The organism is Gluconobacter japonicus, from assembly GCF_015244665.1.
Classification (GTDB): Bacteria; Pseudomonadota; Alphaproteobacteria; order Acetobacterales; family Acetobacteraceae; genus Gluconobacter; species Gluconobacter japonicus.
On the sequence record NZ_JABCQN010000002.1, the window covers coordinates 344,080 to 362,454 of the forward strand.

The following is an 18,375-nucleotide window of genomic DNA, read 5'->3' on the forward strand; positions in this document are numbered from 1 at the left end:
AGTTCCGTCCTGAGCGCGTTTCTTTCTCCGGACCTCCCGGTCACGGCCATTCTTCCAGAGCTTCTGAGCGTACTTGAACAGCAGCCGAATGCTGTTCTGGTGGCTCCCCCGGGCGCCGGTAAGACGACGCTGACGCCACTGGCGCTGCTTGATGCGCCATGGCTTTCTGGGCAGAAAATCATTCTTGTCGAACCGCGCCGTGTTGCCGTGCGTGGTGCCGCGTCCCGGATGGCCAGCACACTCGGGGAGCGTCCCGGCGAGACCGTTGGCTTTCGAACCCGCACGGATTCTGCCGTGTCCAGCAAAACGCGCATCGAAGTCGTGACGGAAGGCCTGCTTGTTCGCCGTCTTCTGGCCGACCCGACATTGGATGGTGTCGGGGCTGTCCTGTTCGATGAAGTTCATGAACGGTCGCTGGATCTGGATGCCGCACTAGCCTTCTGTCTGGATCTTCAGCGCGAACTGCGGCCTGATCTGCGTATTCTGGCGATGTCCGCAACGCCGGACGGTCGCGCTTTTACAACACTGATGAATGCGCCTCTCATTGAGAGTGAAGGGCGGCAATACCCGATTGATGTCCGGCATACCCGTGATATCCCGCATCCCCGAGATCTGCCGGAGGCCTGTGCCCGGGCCATCCGACAGGCCTGGTCGGAAGAAGAGGGCGATATTCTCGCCTTCCTGCCGGGTGTTGGTGAAATTCGCCGCACGCAGACACTCCTTGGGGAGTCCGTGCCTGTTTTCCCGCTTCATGGTGAACAGACAACGGACGATCAGGACCGTGCGATTGCACCATCGGGCGTCCGTCGCGTCGTGCTGGCGACGTCCATTGCGGAAACATCCGTGACGGTTTCGGGCGTCAGGATTGTCGTGGATGGTGGCCTTCGACGGGCGCCCCGTCTGGACCCGAATACGGGTCTGTCTCGGCTGGAAACGCTGAAGATCTCCCGTGCGACAGCAACCCAGCGGGCCGGGCGCGCTGGGCGACAGTCTCCCGGTGTCGCAATTCGTCTCTGGTCTGAAGCCACGCAGCGTGCGCTTCGTCCACAGGATGCGCCTGAAATTCTTGTCGCAGACCTGACGGATTTTGCCCTTGTAACTGCGGCCTGGCAGGACGTCATGGGCACGTCTCCCGATGATCTGCCTCTGCTGGATGCGCCGCCTGCCGGGGTTCTGAAAGGAGGCCGCGAATTGCTCCGTGACCTTGGCGCCATCGACGCAGCGGGGCACATCACACCGCTCGGGAAACGGATGGCGGGATTGGGAACTCATCCGCGTTTGGCCGCGATGCTCTGTGCGGCAAAGACCATTCCTGAACGTGTCACAGGCGCGTGCCTTGCAGCACTTCTGGAAGAGCGTGATCCCCTTCGTCCAAGGCCGAACACACCTGTAGGTGCATCGGCTGGAGCGGACATCCGCACGCGTCTGGCTCTTTTCGAACGCGATGACCCTCGTGCCGACCGGGCCAGCCTGTTTCACATGCGCCAATCTGCCAAGCGCTTCCTGCGCCGGATGGGTGGCAAGGATCTTCCTCTTAGCCCAATGCCTGCACATGCCGGACCACTTCTGGCGGCCGGTTTTCCAGACCGTGTGGCGCAGGCGGCTGGCGAATTGGGGCGCTTTCGTCTTGCAGGCGGAGGAAGTGCGCGCGTCTCGGCTAATGATGGTCTGGCACGGGAAAAGCTGCTGGCTGCTGCGGCCTTTCATACCCGGACGTCCACGGAAATCACTCTTGCCGCGCCTCTGGATGCGGAAAACCTGCCCCAAATGCTGCTGGACCGGACCACCGAACAGGTGGAGACCAGTCTGGATGGGACTTCCGGACGCATCATTGCCCGGCGTCGCCTTCGTCTTGGCGCGCTGATCCTGCGAGACCGCAATACGGAAGTAACTCCTGAGGAAGCGCAGGCGCTCCTTCTCCAGCAGATCCAGTTCGATCTGCCACGAGTTCTCGACTGGTCCGACGCGACCCGACAGTTTCAGGCGCGTGTCGCTCATGCCCGGACAGCCTATGCGCCTCATCTGCCGGACCTGTCTTTGGAAGCTCTGGCGCAAAATCTGGAATGGCTCGAACCCTATCTGGCGGGGTGTGACCGTTTAACGCAGGTCAAGGCGCTGGATCTTCTGTCCATCCTGCGTGCGCAACTGGATTACGCTGATCTGTCGGCGTTGGATCGCAAATTACCGCCACGTTTGACGCTGAAAGCCAGCACGCACGAGATTGATTATACGGGTGCGATTCCAACAGTTTCTGCTCGTGCGCAGGCTTTCTATGGAACAGCCTCTACGCCTGTGCTGGCTGACGGTCAGGTCGCGCTTCAATGTGCGCTTCTCTCACCTGCGGGTCGTCCGCAGGCGATTACAGCCGATCTGGCAGGCTTCTGGAAAGGAAGCTGGTTGGATATGCGTAAGGACATGCGAGGCCGTTACCCTCGGCATGACTGGCCGGAAGATCCGGCCACGGCTGAGCCACCGAAGCCTAGGCCAAAGCGTTAATCCAATCGCAGGATAGCGTTGCGGAAAAGGGTCCGAACACCTTCCGCATTCACGTCCGTACAGACCTGAACGGAAGGGCGATGATCCCAGTCGCCTAGCGGATAGACGCGTCCATCAGCTTTCAGAATGGATTCTCCCAAAGCGACGCTTTCCGTGGCAACCCGGACCGCCCCTTTCTGGGTTTTGAAGAGTTCGGGGGCGATGACGTAGGCAGCGGCGGAGGCGTCATTGACGTAAATACCGTTCAGGCCGAGCCTATGATGGAAAGTCATGTAAACGCGGGTGATGTCCCACAGGAACTGCCCGGCTTTACCGCCGTGTTGGCGCATATCGGCGAAATACGCATTCGTCATGATGGTCTGCGTCGTGACATCCAGCCCCACAATCGTCAGGGGCCAACCTGCCGCACAGATTTCGTCTGCCGCACGGGGATCACCATGAAAATTGGCTTCCGCAGCGGGTGTGACGTTCCCTCGCGCTCCATGATACCCGAACGCCCCGCCCATGAGCACCACGTCTCGAACCAGCCCGGCAATCTCCGGCGCTTTTCGCAGGGCGAGGGCCAGATTGGTCATATGTCCCGTTGCAACCAGCGTGATCTCGTGCGGGTTGGCTCGCACAAGGTCGATAATCAGGTCATGAGCGGGACGGGGATCAAGTTTTCCCCGGATTGCGGGAAGAGGGATGTCACCCAGTGCGTTCCGTCCATGAATGGTGACAGGCGGTGAGGATGTTACGCCATCCAGAGACGCCCCCTGACCTTTTGCGACAGGAGCGGTTATGCCGAACCTGTCTGCCAGATACAGCGCATTGCGTGTCGTGGTTTCGATCAGGCCATTGCCGGCTGCTGTGGTGATCCCGACGATTGAAATACCAGGCGTGCCATGGAGTAGTAGAAGCGCCATGGCATCGTCGACCCCCGGATCGGTATCCAGAATGATCTTGCGGCCGGGCGCCTGTGCCTGAACCTGTATCGGTAAGGCCGCAAGGGATGCCAATCCCGCGGAGTGGGCGAGCAGAGAGCGGCGGGACAGGCTCATGGCGGATCCTTGCGGATTGAAGTGACCGTTACTATCCGGGAATGACCTGTCTGCCGCAAGCGTTCAGCGCAGTCGAAGGGCGAAGCGTCCAGCTCCGGCAGAGGCAAGGATCAGAAGACCACCGGCAATGCTGATGTTCTTGTAGAAATGGATCATCATGTCGTAGCGGAGCATTCCGGACATGGTCCAGAAATGATGGCCGATCAGCCCTGTAATAATCGTATACAGGGCGAGAATGATGGCTACGGGCTCAATCAGAAAACCGCTCACCAACGCCAGTCCGGCACCCAGTTCAACGATGATGGCCAGAGCGGCAGAAAGGGTCGGCACGGGCGCACCTGTCTGCACCATATAGCCGACTGCGGCTTGAAAGTCGGTCAGCTTTCCCCATCCCATGACAAGGAACAGGATGGCCATCAGAAGACGGCCAGCAAGAAGGAGGGCATCACGGGGAAGAAGGGAAGCGAACATTGGATGATCTTTCAGGGAGGAGAAGAACTGCCTGAAAGATAGGTGAGTTTAAAAAATCGAAAAATAGAAATCATAGAATTGTTTGATTTCCAAAAACGTCATTATATAGCATATGAGCACAATGCCTGGACGCTCAAAAACGCCCGTGTAGCGCTTCTTTTAGGAGCTTCGGCTATTTTGTGTTAGCAGCTGAAATATGACGATGTTCGTGACCTGTTTCCTATGAATCGCTCTCTTCAGGCCGCAGTAATCGGGGCAGGGACAGCGACTGTCGTGACAGTAGGGCTCATGCTTGCATGGCGCGCGCATGACAGCAGTTCACGGACTTCTTCAACCTCACCACAGGTCTCTTCTGCAACGGTTCAGCCGTCCGTGGCCAAATCGCTGCCATCCGTTGTTTCTGGCGGTCCTTTAGCCGGTGAAAGCACGGATGCACACGGTATCCCGACGCAGCCCCCGGTCCCCGCAGCAGCGCCCGCTCTTCCACCACTTCTGGTCAAATACGGCCCCCTGAGTTTTGCGCCGCTCGTCCGACAGGTCATTCCGGCTGTCGTCAATATCGCCATTACCCAGAACAGTCCCGACGGCCACGACCACGTTCCCCCGCAAATCAAGGGAACACCGCTGGAAAAGCGTTATCATGATCGTATGAAGCGCCAGCAGGATGAAATGGTTGGCGCGGGGTCTGGCTTTATTGTAGATGCGACAGGCATCATCGTCACGAACCGCCACGTTGTTGGTGGCGCTGACAAGGTGGTCGTGTCCCTCTCCAATGGCCACGAAATGCCAGCCCGGCTTCTGGGGGCTGACCCGCTGACGGATATTGCCGTCATCAAGGTCGATAGCCCTGAGCCTCTTCCGCACGTCACGTGGGGTGACAGCCGACAGACGGATATCGGAGACTGGATTCTCGTAGCGGGTAATCCGTTCGGTTTCGGATCTTCCGTCACGGCGGGTATCGTTTCAGCCGTTGGGCGTGATCTCGGGATTGGTTCCCTGGATGATTTCATCCAGCTCGATGCGCCGATCAATCCGGGTAATTCCGGTGGTCCAGCTTTCAATATGCGTGGACAGGTTGTGGCCGTGAATGCGGCGATCGTGACGCCTGCGGGTGGCTCGGTGGGGATTGGTTTTGGCATCCCGTCCGAAATCGTGGCGCCCATTGTTGCGGAAATCGAAGCCACCGGTCACGCCGAACATGGTTGGCTCGGGATCACGCTGGATGACAGTGACACGGACGTAGGTATCGCGGGGGTCGATAACGGTGGTCCGGCCCAGAAAAGTGGCCTTCGCCGTGGCGATATCGTCCGTCAGGTGGATGGAACGCCAGTGATCAGCGCCCGAATGCTGCTGCGCAGTATTGCTGCGGCCAAGCCGGGCATGGTGCTGAATTTTGGGGTCCGTCGTGGAGATAAGGACCTGACACTTCCTGTTCATATCGGCCCGCGCCCGAAGAATGCAGATAACTGAACAACGCTTCACTTTGACCCACGCAAACAAGCCGGTATTCTGTAGGCCTGACGCTGCGTTCAGTTGTCTGGAAAAAAGAGAGTAACATCCATGCGTATCCTGCTTGTCGAGGACGATTCCACAGTCCGCGCCTTTGTTCTCAAGGGGTTGCGCGAGGCCGGGCATGTCGTTGATGAAGCGGATAACGGTAAGGACGGTCTGTTTCTGGCGGTTAGCGAAAATTACGACGTTGTCATCCTGGATCGCATGTTGCCGGGCGGCATTGATGGTCTGCGTATTCTGGAAACGCTGCGCGGCCAGCAGAACGCCACACCCGTCCTGCTCCTCTCGGCTCTCGCGGATGTCGATGAACGTGTTGCCGGTCTGAAGGCTGGCGGCGACGATTACATGACGAAGCCGTTTGCGTTCTCCGAACTGCTGGCTCGCGTGGAAGCTCTTGGTCGCCGTGGCCGCCCGGAATCTGCTCCCCAGACGCGTCTGACGGTCGGTGATCTGGAAATGGATCTGCTGTCCCGGACGGTGAAGCGTGGCAATGAAAAGATTGATCTTCAACCCCGCGAATTTCGTCTGCTGGAATTCCTGATCCGCCATGCGGGACAGGTCGTGACCCGTACCATGCTGCTGGAGCGCGTGTGGGATTATCACTTCGACCCACAGACGAATGTGATCGACGTGCATGTGTCCCGCCTTCGCCAGAAGGTGGACAAGCCGTTTGCGACTCCCCTCATCCATACGATCCGGAACGCCGGCTACATCCTGCGCGCGGACTGATCCGTGAACATTTGGCGTGGGCTCAAGCGGCTGGGAAAGCGTTTACGCTGGCCGATCCGGTCTGCTGGGCTGAACTTTGCGCTCGCTTACGGGCTGGTGTTTATCATCTCGGCCGGTGTGTTCCTGTCTTTCATCTGGTGGAACACGACTGGCCAGCTTGATCGGCAGGTCGAGGCCGCCGTTCAGGTTGACGCGCATGATCTGGCCCAACGCTGGGTTCATGGTGGCCCTGCTGCTCTGGCCCTCGCCATTCAGGATCGGCTGGATCAGAACGTCGAGGATGACGAACTCTATCTTCTGGTCGGTCCGGACGGTCGGAAATATGCCGGTAACCTCCCCGGATGGCCGGTCGTCATCACACAGATGGACGAGTTTTATGAACTCTCCATCCGGCGGGATGGCTTTCGCACACAGGCCAAAATGCATGCTTACCCGCTTTCAGAAGGGTTCCGCCTGATTGTTGGCCGGGACGTCCGGGGACGTCAGGTTGTCCGGCATGTTCTGACCGATACGCTCATCTGGGCGTGGGTCATGGTGTCTCTGCTGGCGGCAGGCGGAACATTGGCCATCCGTCGGATTTTCCGACAGGTGGTCCATTCGATTGCCCGCACAACCTCCGCCGTGGCGCAGGGTGATCTGAGCCGTCGCATTCCCTTGACGGGGAATGAAACCGATCTTGTGGCGCAGACGGTCAACACCATGCTGGAGCGTATCAATCGTCTTATGGACGGTGTGCGACAGGTGTCGAATGCCATTGCGCATGATCTGCGCACCCCCATCGCCCGTGCCCGTGCCCGGCTGGAAGATGCGAGCCTGACCGCGACGTCCGAAGACGAACTCCGTGCAGCGATTGACCGCGCTGTGCTGGATCTGGATCGCGTAACCTCCATTTTCGAGGCACTGCTCCGCATTGCCCAGCTTGAGGCGGGCGCACGGCGCGCCGCCTTCACGGTGTTGGACATCGGCCCTCTCCTCGAAGGCCTGACCGAGCTTTATGAGGCCTCCATGGAGGAGGCTGGTCTGACGCTGGACCTGAAGCTGGGCCAGATTGGTCCCGTAAACGGCGATCCGCATCTTTTACAGCAGGCGGTCGCCAACTTGCTGGATAATGCGATCAAGTTTGCTCCGGCCAACTCAACCATCACCCTGTCCGCCGCCATGCAGAATGGCAGCGTTGCGATTTCGGTGGCCGATCAGGGACCAGGAATGGAGGAGCAGGATATGATGCGGGCCTCGGAACGCTTTTTTCGGGCTGAGGCTGCTCGTAATACGCCGGGGGCAGGCTTGGGCCTGTCTTTGGTTCAGGCTGTTGTGCACCTGCACGGCGGCACTATGGAGCTGGCGAATGGTCATCCGGGGTTACGGGTGATGCTGCACCTACCTGTTGCTCAGAAAAAAAGCACATTGCCAGCATGACGGAAGTTTCATTCCTCCCTCACACTTGGCTTAGGTGAAAAAGCTTAAAGAAGGCGAGATGCGCCTTTTGTCCCCCACCACTGTCTGTCTTCTGGGTCTTGGCCTGATGGGAAGCCTTGCGGCTGCTCCCGCCGGGCATGGGCCGTCTCATTCGCTGGTTTCCCGCCCTACCGTCGGGAAAGAGGATGGCGCAATTTCCGTGACATCGGACAGTGCCGAATACTGTACGCAACTTACCCGGAATGTGGATCAGCTCTTGGCCATGCCGCATGGGATTCCGGTTGGTGCAATGGATGATGCAAAGCGGCTGCGGGCGGAAGGAGATACGCTCTGCAAGCATCGCCATCTTCGCGCTGGGATCGCAAGGCTGCGTCGTGCGTTGGTTCTGCTGGAACATAGTCAGGAGCATTCATGAAGCGCTTATTCCGTCTGGTCACGCCCTTGGCCGTTTTATCTCTGGCCGCCTTCTGTCAGGCCCGTGCCGAGGACAGCCCCAACGGAACCCAGCTTGATTTCACGGTGACGGGAGAAGCCCATGCGGCTCCTACGCTTCTGACGGTGCGCCTCTTTGGGCGGGCTGACAGCACGTCTGCGATTGAAGCTCAGAAGACCCTGAATGCGCATATGGCCGATGCGATGAAGATGGCGTCCGGTCAAGCGGGGATTGAGGCTCAGGCGGGCAGCTATTCCCTGTCTGACCAGATACCCGAGCGTGGTCCGACGCGCTGGACGGCGCGTCAGGACCTGAGTCTGAGCGGCAAGGAAGCCGTGGCGATTCTGGATCTGTCGGGCAAGCTGCAGAGCCATGGCTTGATGATGGATGGTCTGGAGTGGTCTCTGGATTCCGAAACCCGTGAGACACTCCTTGCGCAGGCCCGCACACAGGCTCTTCAAAAAGTCCGTAAGGAAGCGGAGGAGAGCGCCAGAACGCTCGGGCTGCATGTTGTTCGCCTGAAGCAGGTGCGCGTTTCTTCCATGGAACCTGGACCTCGTCCGGTCATGCTGATGGCTGCGCGTGCGTCAGGGGATTCTTTTACGCCTCCGCAGGGCACACCCCAGGAGCAGACCTTGCGCGTAACCGTGAGTGTTCAGGCTGAACTGGCTCCCTGACGTGCCACAGGTCACTGTCTGGCACGATGGCAACTGTCCCTTGTGCCAGAAAGAAATTGCTTTGATGCGTCGGTTGGATTGGCGTGGAAATATCCAGTTCATTGATGCGACCAGCGAGACAGCAGACTGTCCTTTAAGCCGGCATGAGCTTCTGGAGCGATTCCATGCGAGAGAAGGGGAGCAGATATATGACGGTGCCGCGGCTTTTGCCGCCATGTGGCGCGCCATTCCACCCCTGAGACTACTGGGCGAAATCGCGCGGTTTCCGCTTATGCTTCGGGGACTTGAGTATCTGTATGGCCATTTCCTGAGGGTGCGGCCCGTCCTTCAAAAGATTATGCGAAAAATCGGGCATTAAATTCCATTTTCTCTCAGAAACGGTTTGCTGGTAGAAACTTTCAGACATATTTTGACATGATTAACCGGTAGGGGATGTGTCATGCGGGTCTGGCTTTCTGCTGTTGTCGTTTTTTTATGGCTCGCAAGCTCTGGCGCTTATGCGCAGGAGCATCTGGTCGTTAAAGGATATTCCTCAGACCAGACCAGTCATGCGGTTGAGGAGATCGTCCAACCAAGGACCGATCGCCAGATTGCCCGCTGGAACCAGATGGTTTGCCCGCAATTTGTCGGCTTTCCTGCGGATGTGGAAAAGCAGTTCGAGGCCCATCTGGAAGACCGGTTTGCGAGATACGGGATTCCGGTCAAAGCGCACTGTCCAATCCCGCAGCTTTTCATTCTGGCCACGGTTCATGAAGATGATCTTATCGATCATATTCTGGAGCGCGACCCCTATCTGATGCAGGGGATCGACGTTGCACCGGGCGTCATAGATAATTTCCGTGTTTCGACAGCTTTTGCAGACAATTTCCGTCTGCCGCCCGCAGACGTCCGTCATGCTATTCGACAGGATTATCCTGTCCGCTGGTTTTCTGATGTGGGGATCGAATACAACGGACAAACAGGAACGCATCTCCTGAATGGAAACCTGCCTCCACGTTTTGGGGGAGGAAGAGCAACGGCGCTATATATTGGCGAAATTCCGATGACGTCGTTTCTTGGGGCGATCCGGCATGAAGATATCAAGTACATGGCCATCACCGTGGACCTTTCCAAAATGGAAGGTGTTTCCTGGCCATCCTTGTTCGAATATGTCTCCATGGTGGCGCTAACCAATCCGCAGCTCAAGGATTACGACACGTCCGAGACGATACTCGGCAGCTTCGTGAAGCACAGGAAACCACAGTCAGGCGATTTTGCCATGACGGATCTGGATGATGCTGTGGTTCGCGAATTCTATACGAATGACCGGGCAGAAGACGGTCGGGAAGAGACGCAGAAAATTGCCTCTGATGTTACAGCCAGTTTGCATCCCTGATGGAAGTGGAGCCATGGCCGTACATCTGGGTAATGTTTCCATACTTTTGGGAAGGGTTTAGCTTCGGTCTGGCTCATCATGGTTGAGAACAAGGCCGCGCATAACAGAAGGCTAATCTGAGGTTTTTAGGAAGTTTTTAAGGGAGAGTTCCTAGAGATGGGGCGGTAGGAGCCCGCATGACCCTCTTTGCCCCCGACCCGTTTTCTCCTGATGTTCATAATTTTACGGCCTCTCTTCGTGCTGCCGTCAGTCTGGATGAGGCCGGACGTAGAGGGGATGCTCTGGAGGCTTTGCAAGAGGCTGAAGGCCTTTTACCCGATCGTTCGGAAAGCGCTTTCCTTCTGGGTGGACTGTATGAGCGGTTCCAGTATTGGGGAAAAGCCGCAGCGTTTTATGAGAAAGCCCTTCAGTCCAGGCCAAATGCATCGCGCGTGTGGCACAGGCTTGGCATCGTGCGTCTTCATGCGGGAGATTTGCCGGAAGCGCTGGATGCTTTGGAGCATGCGGTGTCTCAGGTCCCGGATGTTCCTGACTATGCCACGGATCTGAGTATGGTCCTCTCCAGAATGGGACGATTCGAGGAGGCGCTTTGTCTGGTACGTTTGGCCTTGACCCTCCGGCCAGACGATATCCATGCGCTTAATAATGCAGGCCATGTCCTGCAATGTCTCAACCGGTCTGCGGAAGCTATCGCCTTTTATGATACCGCGCTTCTGCAGGCTCCGTCTCATCCTGTTATCCGTTTTGGACGTGCGGCAGCGCTGTTGAAAGCAGGCGTCTTTCGGGAAGGATGGCAGGAATACGAATGGCGCTGGCAGTCTTCCCGCACGGTCAGGGCAGACATCAAGGCCCCCGTCTGGGAAGGGGAAGACCTCCAGGGCAAGACGATCCTTGTGCATCATGAGCAGGGTTATGGGGACACGCTGCATTTTGTGCGTCTTGTTTCCCTGCTGGCAGCCGCAGGCGCCTGTGTTGTGATGCAGGTACCAGTTCCACTTGTTCGTCTGATGGAACGCGTTGAGGGTGTGGACCGGGTTTTTTCTGTGATCCCACCTGAAGAGCGTTTTGACTATCACTGCCCGCTGATGAGTCTTCCGGCCCGGCTCAGGCTGGAGTCTGATTGTGTTGGACCGGTGCCCTATCTTTCCGTGCCGGCCGACGAGAGTGTACGACAGGGAAATCTTCTGCGGAGTTTGGCGCAGGGAAATCCAGAACAGCCAGATTTCATTGTCGGGCTTGTCTGGGGAGGAGATCCCCGTTCTCACGATCTGCGAGCGACACAAACGGATCGCCGCCGAAGCATCCGGCTGGAAAATCTGGCGCCTCTTTTCTCGGTTCAGGGCATACGCTTTGTCAGTTTCCAGATGGGGCTGCCAAGGCATCAGATTGAAGCTTCAGGACTGCCTCTGGTGGAGGGGACGGACGGTATTCTGGATTTTCAGGATACTGGAGCGCGGCTGTACGGTGTGGATCTGTTGATTACGGTTGACACATCCATCGCCCATCTTGCGGGCGGACTTGGGTTGCCCGTGTGGATGCTATCCCGTGCAGATGCGTGCTGGCGATGGGGAGAAAGCAGTAGCCAGACTGGCTGGTATCCAACAATGCGAATTTTCCGCCAGCCAGAATCAGGTGAATGGGGAAGTGTCGTAGAAGACGTGCGCGGAACTCTTGAGCGCCTGATGAGCGTTTATCGTTCCTGTCAGGAAAAACCGTCAATCATCTGAAGGTCAGATACAAAAAAGCAGCCACCCAAAGGTGACTGCTTTTCCGTAATTCAGAGCGGAGAACAGCTTTAGCGCGGTGCAATGACCATCAGCATCTGACGGTTTTCCATGCGTGGCATCTGCTCAACCTTGGCCTTTTCTTCGACTTCTGCGCGGATACGCTCCATCATCTTGGCGCCAAGCTCCTGGTGAGCCATTTCACGGCCCTTGAAGCGCAGGGAAACCTTCACCTTGTCGCCGTCATCAAGGAACGAATTGATGGCCTTGAGTTTCGTCTGGAAGTCATGCTCACCCGTACCCGGACGAACCTTCACTTCCTTGATCTCAATGACCTTCTGCTTCTTGCGAGCTTCGTTCTTCTTCTTCTGCTGTTCGTATTTGAACTTGCCGTAGTCCAGAATCTTCACAACAGGCGGGACAGCCGTCGGGCTGATTTCCAGCAGGTCAAGGCCAACCGAGAAAGCACGCATCAGGGCATCGCGGGTCGACATGACACCCTGCATTTCGCCTTCTTCGTCAATCAGACGAACCTGCGGAACACGGATTTCCTCGTTGACGCGCGGTCCTTCACGTGTGGGCGCGGCCTGCATCGGCGGTCTAGCTATGGTCAGCTCCTGTCGTAATTCTCATACAAGAATCAGCACTGACCTTACGACCCGCCCTTCACGAAAAAGGGCGGGATGCGGTCTTTACCGATCCCGTTCCTTCTGCACATAGTCCCGCGCCCTTCCGGGTGCAAGAGGATTAAGCACAATCCTCAGAAAAGCGCGCAATATCCGGCGGAGTTGCTTCAGTTGAGAGGGCTTTGACGGCTTCGTCGAGTCCAAGGATTTCCTGCTGCGCCCCGCCAAGGCGACGCATGGCAACCTTGCGCTCTTCCGCCTCGCGGCGTCCGACGACCAGAATGACCGGGACACGAGCCAGGCTGTGTTCGCGGATCTTGGCGTTGATCTTGTCGTTGCGAACGTCAGTCTCAACCTGAAGACCAGCGGCCTTCAGCTTCGCGGCAACTTCCGTGGCATAATCCGCCGCGTCGGACACGATAGAGGCCACGACAACCTGCGTCGGTGCCAGCCAAAGCGGGAACTTGCCTGCATACTGCTCAATCAGAATGCCGATGAAGCGCTCGAAGCTGCCCAGGATCGCACGGTGCAGCATGACTGGGCGATGACGCTGGCTGTCTTCACCAATATAGGACGCATCCAGACGTTCCGGCAGAACATAATCCACCTGAAGCGTACCGCATTGCCAGTCACGACCGATCGCGTCCGTCAGGACGAACTCCAGTTTCGGGCCGTAGAAGGCGCCTTCACCTGGATTGTATTCGTACTCAACGCCAGCAATCTCACAGGCTTTCTTGAGCGATCCTTCGGCGCGATCCCAGACGTCGTCAGAGCCAGCACGCGTCTCGGGGCGGTCTGAGAACTTCACGCGGAAGCTCTCGAAGCCCAGATCCGTGTAAACCTCGGCCAGCATCTTCACGAATTTTGCGGTTTCATCCGCAATCTGGTCGTCCGTGCAGAAGATATGGGCATCATCCTGCGTGAAGCCACGAACGCGCATGATGCCATGTAGCGAGCCGGACGGCTCATAACGATGGCAGGCGCCGAATTCGGCCATACGCAGTGGCAGTTCACGGTAGGATCGCAGGCCATGACGGAAAATCTGCACATGGCACGGGCAGTTCATCGGCTTTAGGGCGAGGGTTTTGTCCTCATCTTCAACCTGCGCGATGAACATGTTCTCGCGGTACTTGTCCCAGTGACCGGAAGCTTCCCAGAGGGCGCGGTCCACAAGCTGCGGGGTGCGGACTTCCTCGTAGTTGTTCCGCTCTTGCGCGCGGCGCATGTAGTCCTGAAGGACCGTGTACAGACGCCAGCCCTTGTGGTGCCAGAAAATCTGCCCGACGGCTTCTTCCTGAATGTGGAAGAGGTCCATCTCACGGCCAATGCGGCGATGATCGCGCTTCTCGGCTTCTTCCAGACGCGTCAGATGAGCGTCCAGCTCCTTCTTGTCGCGCCAGGCTGTGCCGTAAATGCGGGTCAGCATGGGGTTCCGATGGTCACCGCGCCAGTAAGCACCGGCCACACGCATGAGCTTGAAAGCCGTGCCAACGTCTGCTGTGCCGCGTAGATGCGGGCCGCGACAGAGATCGAGCCATTCGCCCTGACGGTAGATCGAAATCTGTTCGTTTTCCGGCAGATCACGGATCAGCTCGGCCTTGAAGTCCTCACCCTTCTCTTCAAAGAAGCGGATGGCTTCGTCACGATCCCACACTTCACGGGTGAAAGGGGCGTTGGCAGCAACAATTTCGCGCATCTTGGCTTCGATGGCTTCGAAGTCATCCGGCGTGAACGGCTTCTCACGGGAGAAGTCGTAATAGAAGCCGTCCTTGATGCTCGGACCGATCGTGACCTGCGTTTCCGGCCAGAGCGACTGTACGGCTTCTGCCAGAACATGGGCCGCATCGTGGCGGATCATTTCAAGGGAGGCGTCGTCCTTCTTTGTGACGAACTTGACGGCCGCATCGTCTGCAATTTCGGTAGCGAGATCGACGAGCTTGCCGTTCACCTCCATGGCCAGGGCGGCTTTTGCCAGCCCCGGACCGATGGAGGCGGCGATAGTCGTGCCCGTCACGGTCCCGTCGAACGTGCGGACGCTTCCGTCGGGGAGTGTGATGGCGGGCATGGGATCGCTCCTCTGCGATGGCTCCCGGCAGCCCTCTGCCGGGAAAAAAGACACGCGTAAATGGCCCCAATCAGGCATGGGCCGCAAGCCCTGCACCGGCGGGAAGTCGGATTTATCGGTCGGTTGTGGCTGTCTGGAGGGTAAAAGGCGCCAGTCCGGCCCCATTTGGAAGGCGGCCCTCGCGCCATCCAGCTTCCATATAATGGATCAGGGGCCAGATGCCGTAGAACGCATCCTTCACCACATCCGCGTTTTCATGAGCGTAAAACAGCGGATCAAACAGAACGTATTCGTGCTGTGATCCACCTTCAATCCGGCGGTGCGCTAAAAAATTCTGTGGAATATGGATCGGAAACTGTGGAGCCGGAGCGTCACCCAGAAGGGGAGCGGGATCTATACCCAGAGCGCGGAAATGTTGTGCGATGGCAGGTGCGTAGATATCGGGTGTGTGCAGATAGCTCCGGAGAAAATCTTCCCGACTTGCCTGAAAATAATACCGGAGATGATACCCTTCCTGCGGGTTTTGTGGCGTGATCTGGCCTGCTTTTGGTTTCTCGCCAGGAATGGCGCCCGCGATATGGGAGAGTTTTTGTCGTGCAAAGCGGCGAATCTCTTCATAATCCGGTCGGTTGTGCAGATGAATATGCACAAAGGGCGTGCGAACGCAGCGTTCAGGATAAATGGTTTGCGGCGCATGAAGTCCACGGTCCAGCCCGACAATCGTATGGGCTCTGAACAGGGCGCGCGGTACGGATTGCGGACGGTAATAACCAGGTGCGTCCGGCACATTCAGGAGCAGCCGGTCTGTAATCAGCGTGCCCTGCTCGTCTTTCAGAAGTTCGAACTGTGCTCGGATTTCTGCTGGATCGACGGATAGCCGATCCAGAAAGAATGCGAGAAACTCGTCGCAATCCATAGGAAGGACGAAATTGCAGGCATTGTCTGCATCCCATCCACGGATAACGTCCGCGAAGATATCTCCTTTCCGCAGGAAATCCCTGTGAGACCGGTACTTGCGGATAATCTGAACGCCCTGCGCTTCGTAGCGCTTCTGCACGGCCTTGACGTGCGGGTCCGTCGAGCCGTTGTCGATCACGGTCAGATTGGAAAGGCCGAAAATGGCCCCATGCCAGAGAATCCACGGCTCAAGAAGCGTGGCCTCGTTCTTCTGCATCGTGATGCAACGGATGACGGTCATGCCGGGAGGAGGGCCTCTATCCTGAAAGCGGGCAACAACGCCAGATCCGGAACGTCCAGAATGGTTGTGCGCCCTGGGGTCAGGGTCAGTGGGGCTGTCAGGCGGGGGTCGCTATCCTGCGAGAACAGGGCGATGACCGGCCGGTCCATGGCGGCGGCCAGATGCATCGGGCCGGTGTCGTTGCCAATGACCTGTTCGGCGCGGTCCAGTACGCCAGCTAACTCGATCAGACTGGTTTTTCCCGTCAGATCTATGGCCTGTGGGCAAACGGTTCGGATTTGCTCGGCCAGAAGTGTCTCAGCCGCACTTCCCGCAATAATGGGTGTGATCCCGCGCTGAAACAGGGCTTGGGCGACTTCGGCAAATCGTGTGACAGGCCAGCGTTTCTGAGGACGATGCGGGGCCGCGCCAGGCACCAGAACAACATACCGTCCCTGAATCTTCGGTCCGTGACCTTGCAGCCATTCTGGGACGATACGCGGGAGCGGCGGTACACCGGCGGCACGAAGCTGATCATCCAGACGGGCGAGCGTGTGCATGTCGTTGCGGGAAGGATTGGCGTGGGGGTGGCAACAGCCACTGGAAATCCCGGACCAGTTTCTTGGGCGACCTGCCAGCCGGAAATAGGTTTTTGAGCGGCCAGATGTCTGAAGATCGAAAATACGATCAAATCCCCGCAGCGTCCGGGAGAGCCGGAATAACGCGATAGGGTGTTTCAGGGAAGGGCGCTGGTCTGTCGTCACATCATCAAACCATGGTGCTGCTTTGGCAAAATCCACAAAAGGCGGTGTGGTCAGCAACGTGATGTGATCATCCGGGAACGCAGCCCGAATGGAAGAGAAGGCTCCAAAAGCCTGAACGAAATCGCCCAGAGCGCCGAGCTTGATGACGAGAATACGACTCATACCCTGATTTCTAGCAGGGTCTGACGGAACGCCAACTCCCAGAGCTAACGTTCCGCAAAAGAAATCCTGTTTGTATCAGGATTGGGTCTGCCTATCAGGCCGTGGTATCGAGCCCTGGAGAGGCCTTGGCCGCATCGGCTTCCGGCGTTCCCTTGGCGACGACGACCATGGCCGGCTTCAGAAGGCGACCCTTGAGAAGCCATGCCGGCGTCCAGGACTGCATGACATGGCCCGGGCTGTGCTGGTCGGACGGCTGTTCAGCCATTGCCTGATGCAGATTGGCATCGAACGGCTTGCCTGTCGGATCTTCGCAGGTGATGCCGTGGCGTTCCAGAATGTTGATGAAGGACCGCTCGGTGCCTTCAATTCCTTCACGCAGTTTGGTGATGAGCGTCTCTTCGCCTTCGGTCTTTGCAGGGAGAGAGGCGAGGCCGCGCTGAAGATTTTCAGCCGCTTCCACCACATCCTTCGCAAATTTCTGGATCGCGTACTGACGTGCGTCTTCCACGTCCCGCTTGGCGCGGGCGCGGATATTCTGGTTTTCCGCTTCGGAACGGACCCAGCGATCCTTGTATTCCGCAACTTCTGCTTCAAGGGCCTCGATACGGGCTTCCGGGGTGGTGTCTTCCAGCGTTTCGCCGCCGGTTTCATTCATGCCGGGTGTCTCGACGCCCTGCTCAGGCGCGTCGTTCACGGTTTCCGGCGTAGTCTTCTGGTCTGGCATGTCACGACCTTATCTTGTGGGACGGGCCATCCTTTGGCCCCGTTCTCTTTCAGGAGATAACGCGGATTGTCTCAAAGACAAGGGTTGCAACGTGGTACGATGTCATTGAAATGCCTATTTTCTGCCATGGTGCGCCATGCGTTATAGATAATCCTGTCATCAGATTTCAGCAGACGGACCCCATATGGAGACGCCACACTCGCCTTACGCGCCCCAGCCGGCCAGTAGCCAGCCGCCATCCGGCGTTGCTACGACGCCGATTATTGCGCTGGTGGATGATGACCGGAACATTCTTGCTTCCGTTCAGATGACCCTCGAATCCGAGGGCTTTACTGTTCATACCTATACGGATGGCGAAAGTGCCCTGCAGGGAATTATCAGCCGCCCGGTCAGTCTGGCTGTGCTGGATGTGAAGATGCCGCGCATGGACGGTATGGAGCTTCTTCAGCGTCTCCGTGCCCGGTCCAACCTGCCTGTCATTTTCCTGACGTCGAAAGACGAAGAGCTGGACCAACTCATGGGTCTGCGCCTCGGTGCAGATGATTACATCACCAAGCCGTTCTCCCAGCGGCTGCTCATCGAGCGTATTCGCGCCCTGCTGCGCCGTCAGGATGCAAGCCGCGCTGAAGCTTCCGGCGTCACGGCAACAGGCTCGGCCATCGTGCGTGGGCAGCTTTCGCTTGATGAAACCCGGCACCAGTGCCTCTGGGGCGGACAGGATATTGCCCTGACGGTCACGGAGTTCCTGCTGGTCAAGGCTCTGGCCATGCGTCCCGGAATGGTGAAGTCCCGCGATCAGCTTATTGATGCGGCTTATGGGGATAATATCTACGTCGATGACCGGACGATCGACAGCCACATCAAGCGTGTCCGCAAGAAGTTCCGTCAGGTCGATGACAGCTTCAATCAGATCGAAACGCTGTATGGTATCGGATACCGTTACCGGGATGAGTGACGCAGCGTGACCCCTTTCCGGAAAGAAAA

General features: G+C 57.8%; 17 protein-coding genes. 10 read left to right on the forward strand and 7 right to left on the reverse strand.

Features of this window, described 5'->3' with window-relative positions:
- Positions 1-9: 9 nt before the first annotated feature.
- A complete protein-coding gene (gene hrpB, locus HKD32_RS05015) occupies positions 10-2,496 on the forward strand; it encodes an ATP-dependent helicase HrpB (RefSeq protein WP_194257738.1) in 2,487 nt (828 codons plus the stop codon).
- Here hrpB and HKD32_RS05020 read toward each other — a convergent pair.
- Both HKD32_RS05020 and HKD32_RS05025 read right to left on the reverse strand, forming a co-directional pair.
- On the reverse strand, positions 2,493-3,536 hold the full coding sequence (locus HKD32_RS05020) for a nucleoside hydrolase (protein ID WP_194257619.1): 1,044 nt from the start codon (positions 3,534-3,536) through the stop codon (positions 2,493-2,495). The genes hrpB and HKD32_RS05020 overlap by 4 nt on opposite strands.
- A 63-nt stretch (positions 3,537-3,599) precedes the next feature.
- A complete protein-coding gene (locus HKD32_RS05025) occupies positions 3,600-4,007 on the reverse strand; it encodes a DoxX family protein (RefSeq protein ID WP_061929724.1) in 408 nt (135 codons plus the stop codon).
- Positions 4,008-4,229: 222 nt separating this feature from the next.
- On the opposite strand from HKD32_RS05025, the gene HKD32_RS05030 reads away from it, so the two are divergent.
- The 8 genes from HKD32_RS05030 (at position 4,230) to HKD32_RS05065 (ending at position 11,876) form a co-directional block, all read left to right on the forward strand.
- The gene (locus tag HKD32_RS05030) at positions 4,230-5,477 is read left to right on the forward strand and encodes a S1C family serine protease (protein WP_062025613.1); all 1,248 of its coding nucleotides are present in this window, start codon (positions 4,230-4,232) and stop codon (positions 5,475-5,477) included.
- 90 nt (positions 5,478-5,567) lie between these two features.
- Positions 5,568-6,248 carry a winged helix-turn-helix domain-containing protein gene (locus tag HKD32_RS05035; RefSeq protein WP_010503464.1) on the forward strand — a complete coding sequence of 227 codons (681 nt, stop codon included), beginning with the start codon at positions 5,568-5,570 and terminating at the stop codon, positions 6,246-6,248.
- A 3-nt stretch (positions 6,249-6,251) separates the two neighbouring features.
- The gene (locus tag HKD32_RS05040) at positions 6,252-7,664 is read left to right on the forward strand and encodes an ATP-binding protein (protein ID WP_194257620.1); all 1,413 of its coding nucleotides are present in this window, start codon (positions 6,252-6,254) and stop codon (positions 7,662-7,664) included.
- 58 nt (positions 7,665-7,722) lie between these two features.
- A complete protein-coding gene (locus HKD32_RS05045; protein ID WP_194257621.1) occupies positions 7,723-8,079 on the forward strand; it encodes a hypothetical protein in 357 nt (118 codons plus the stop codon).
- Positions 8,076-8,774: an SIMPL domain-containing protein gene (locus tag HKD32_RS05050; protein ID WP_194257622.1), complete on the forward strand. Its 699-nt coding sequence runs from the start codon at positions 8,076-8,078 to the stop codon at positions 8,772-8,774. Before HKD32_RS05045 ends, HKD32_RS05050 begins: the two co-directional genes overlap by 4 nt.
- 1 nt (position 8,775) lies before the next feature.
- Positions 8,776-9,132 (forward strand): thiol-disulfide oxidoreductase DCC family protein, encoded by a 357-nt coding sequence (locus HKD32_RS05055; RefSeq protein ID WP_026017557.1) that lies wholly within the window; start codon positions 8,776-8,778, stop codon positions 9,130-9,132.
- An 81-nt stretch (positions 9,133-9,213) separates the two neighbouring features.
- Positions 9,214-10,149 carry a hypothetical protein gene (locus HKD32_RS05060; RefSeq protein WP_194257623.1) on the forward strand — a complete coding sequence of 312 codons (936 nt, stop codon included), beginning with the start codon at positions 9,214-9,216 and terminating at the stop codon, positions 10,147-10,149.
- Between the two features lie 176 nt (positions 10,150-10,325).
- The gene (locus HKD32_RS05065) at positions 10,326-11,876 is read left to right on the forward strand and encodes a tetratricopeptide repeat protein (RefSeq protein ID WP_194257624.1); all 1,551 of its coding nucleotides are present in this window, start codon (positions 10,326-10,328) and stop codon (positions 11,874-11,876) included.
- A gap of 68 nt (positions 11,877-11,944) precedes the next feature.
- Here HKD32_RS05065 and infC read toward each other — a convergent pair whose 3' ends face one another.
- The 5 genes from infC to HKD32_RS05090 form a co-directional block, all read right to left on the reverse strand.
- Complete coding sequence (gene infC, locus HKD32_RS05070; protein ID WP_010503474.1) at positions 11,945-12,466, reverse strand: translation initiation factor IF-3; 522 nt, start codon at positions 12,464-12,466, stop codon at positions 11,945-11,947.
- Between the two features lie 154 nt (positions 12,467-12,620).
- Positions 12,621-14,564, reverse strand: a complete 1,944-nt coding sequence (thrS, locus tag HKD32_RS05075) for a threonine--tRNA ligase (protein WP_194257625.1) — start codon at positions 14,562-14,564, stop codon at positions 12,621-12,623.
- Between the two features lie 112 nt (positions 14,565-14,676).
- The gene (locus HKD32_RS05080; RefSeq protein ID WP_194257626.1) at positions 14,677-15,762 is read right to left on the reverse strand and encodes a glycosyltransferase family 2 protein; all 1,086 of its coding nucleotides are present in this window, start codon (positions 15,760-15,762) and stop codon (positions 14,677-14,679) included.
- Positions 15,759-16,667, reverse strand: coding sequence for a glycosyltransferase family 9 protein (locus tag HKD32_RS05085; RefSeq protein ID WP_194257627.1), 909 nt, complete (start codon positions 16,665-16,667; stop codon positions 15,759-15,761). Before HKD32_RS05085 ends, HKD32_RS05080 begins: the two co-directional genes overlap by 4 nt.
- Before the next feature lie 94 nt (positions 16,668-16,761).
- Positions 16,762-17,391, reverse strand: a complete 630-nt coding sequence (locus HKD32_RS05090) for a nucleotide exchange factor GrpE (RefSeq protein WP_010503482.1) — start codon at positions 17,389-17,391, stop codon at positions 16,762-16,764.
- Positions 17,392-17,575: 184 nt separating this feature from the next.
- On the opposite strand from HKD32_RS05090, the gene HKD32_RS05095 reads away from it, so the two are divergent.
- Complete coding sequence (locus HKD32_RS05095; protein ID WP_061929694.1) at positions 17,576-18,346, forward strand: response regulator transcription factor; 771 nt, start codon at positions 17,576-17,578, stop codon at positions 18,344-18,346.
- Positions 18,347-18,375: the final 29 nt, after the last annotated feature.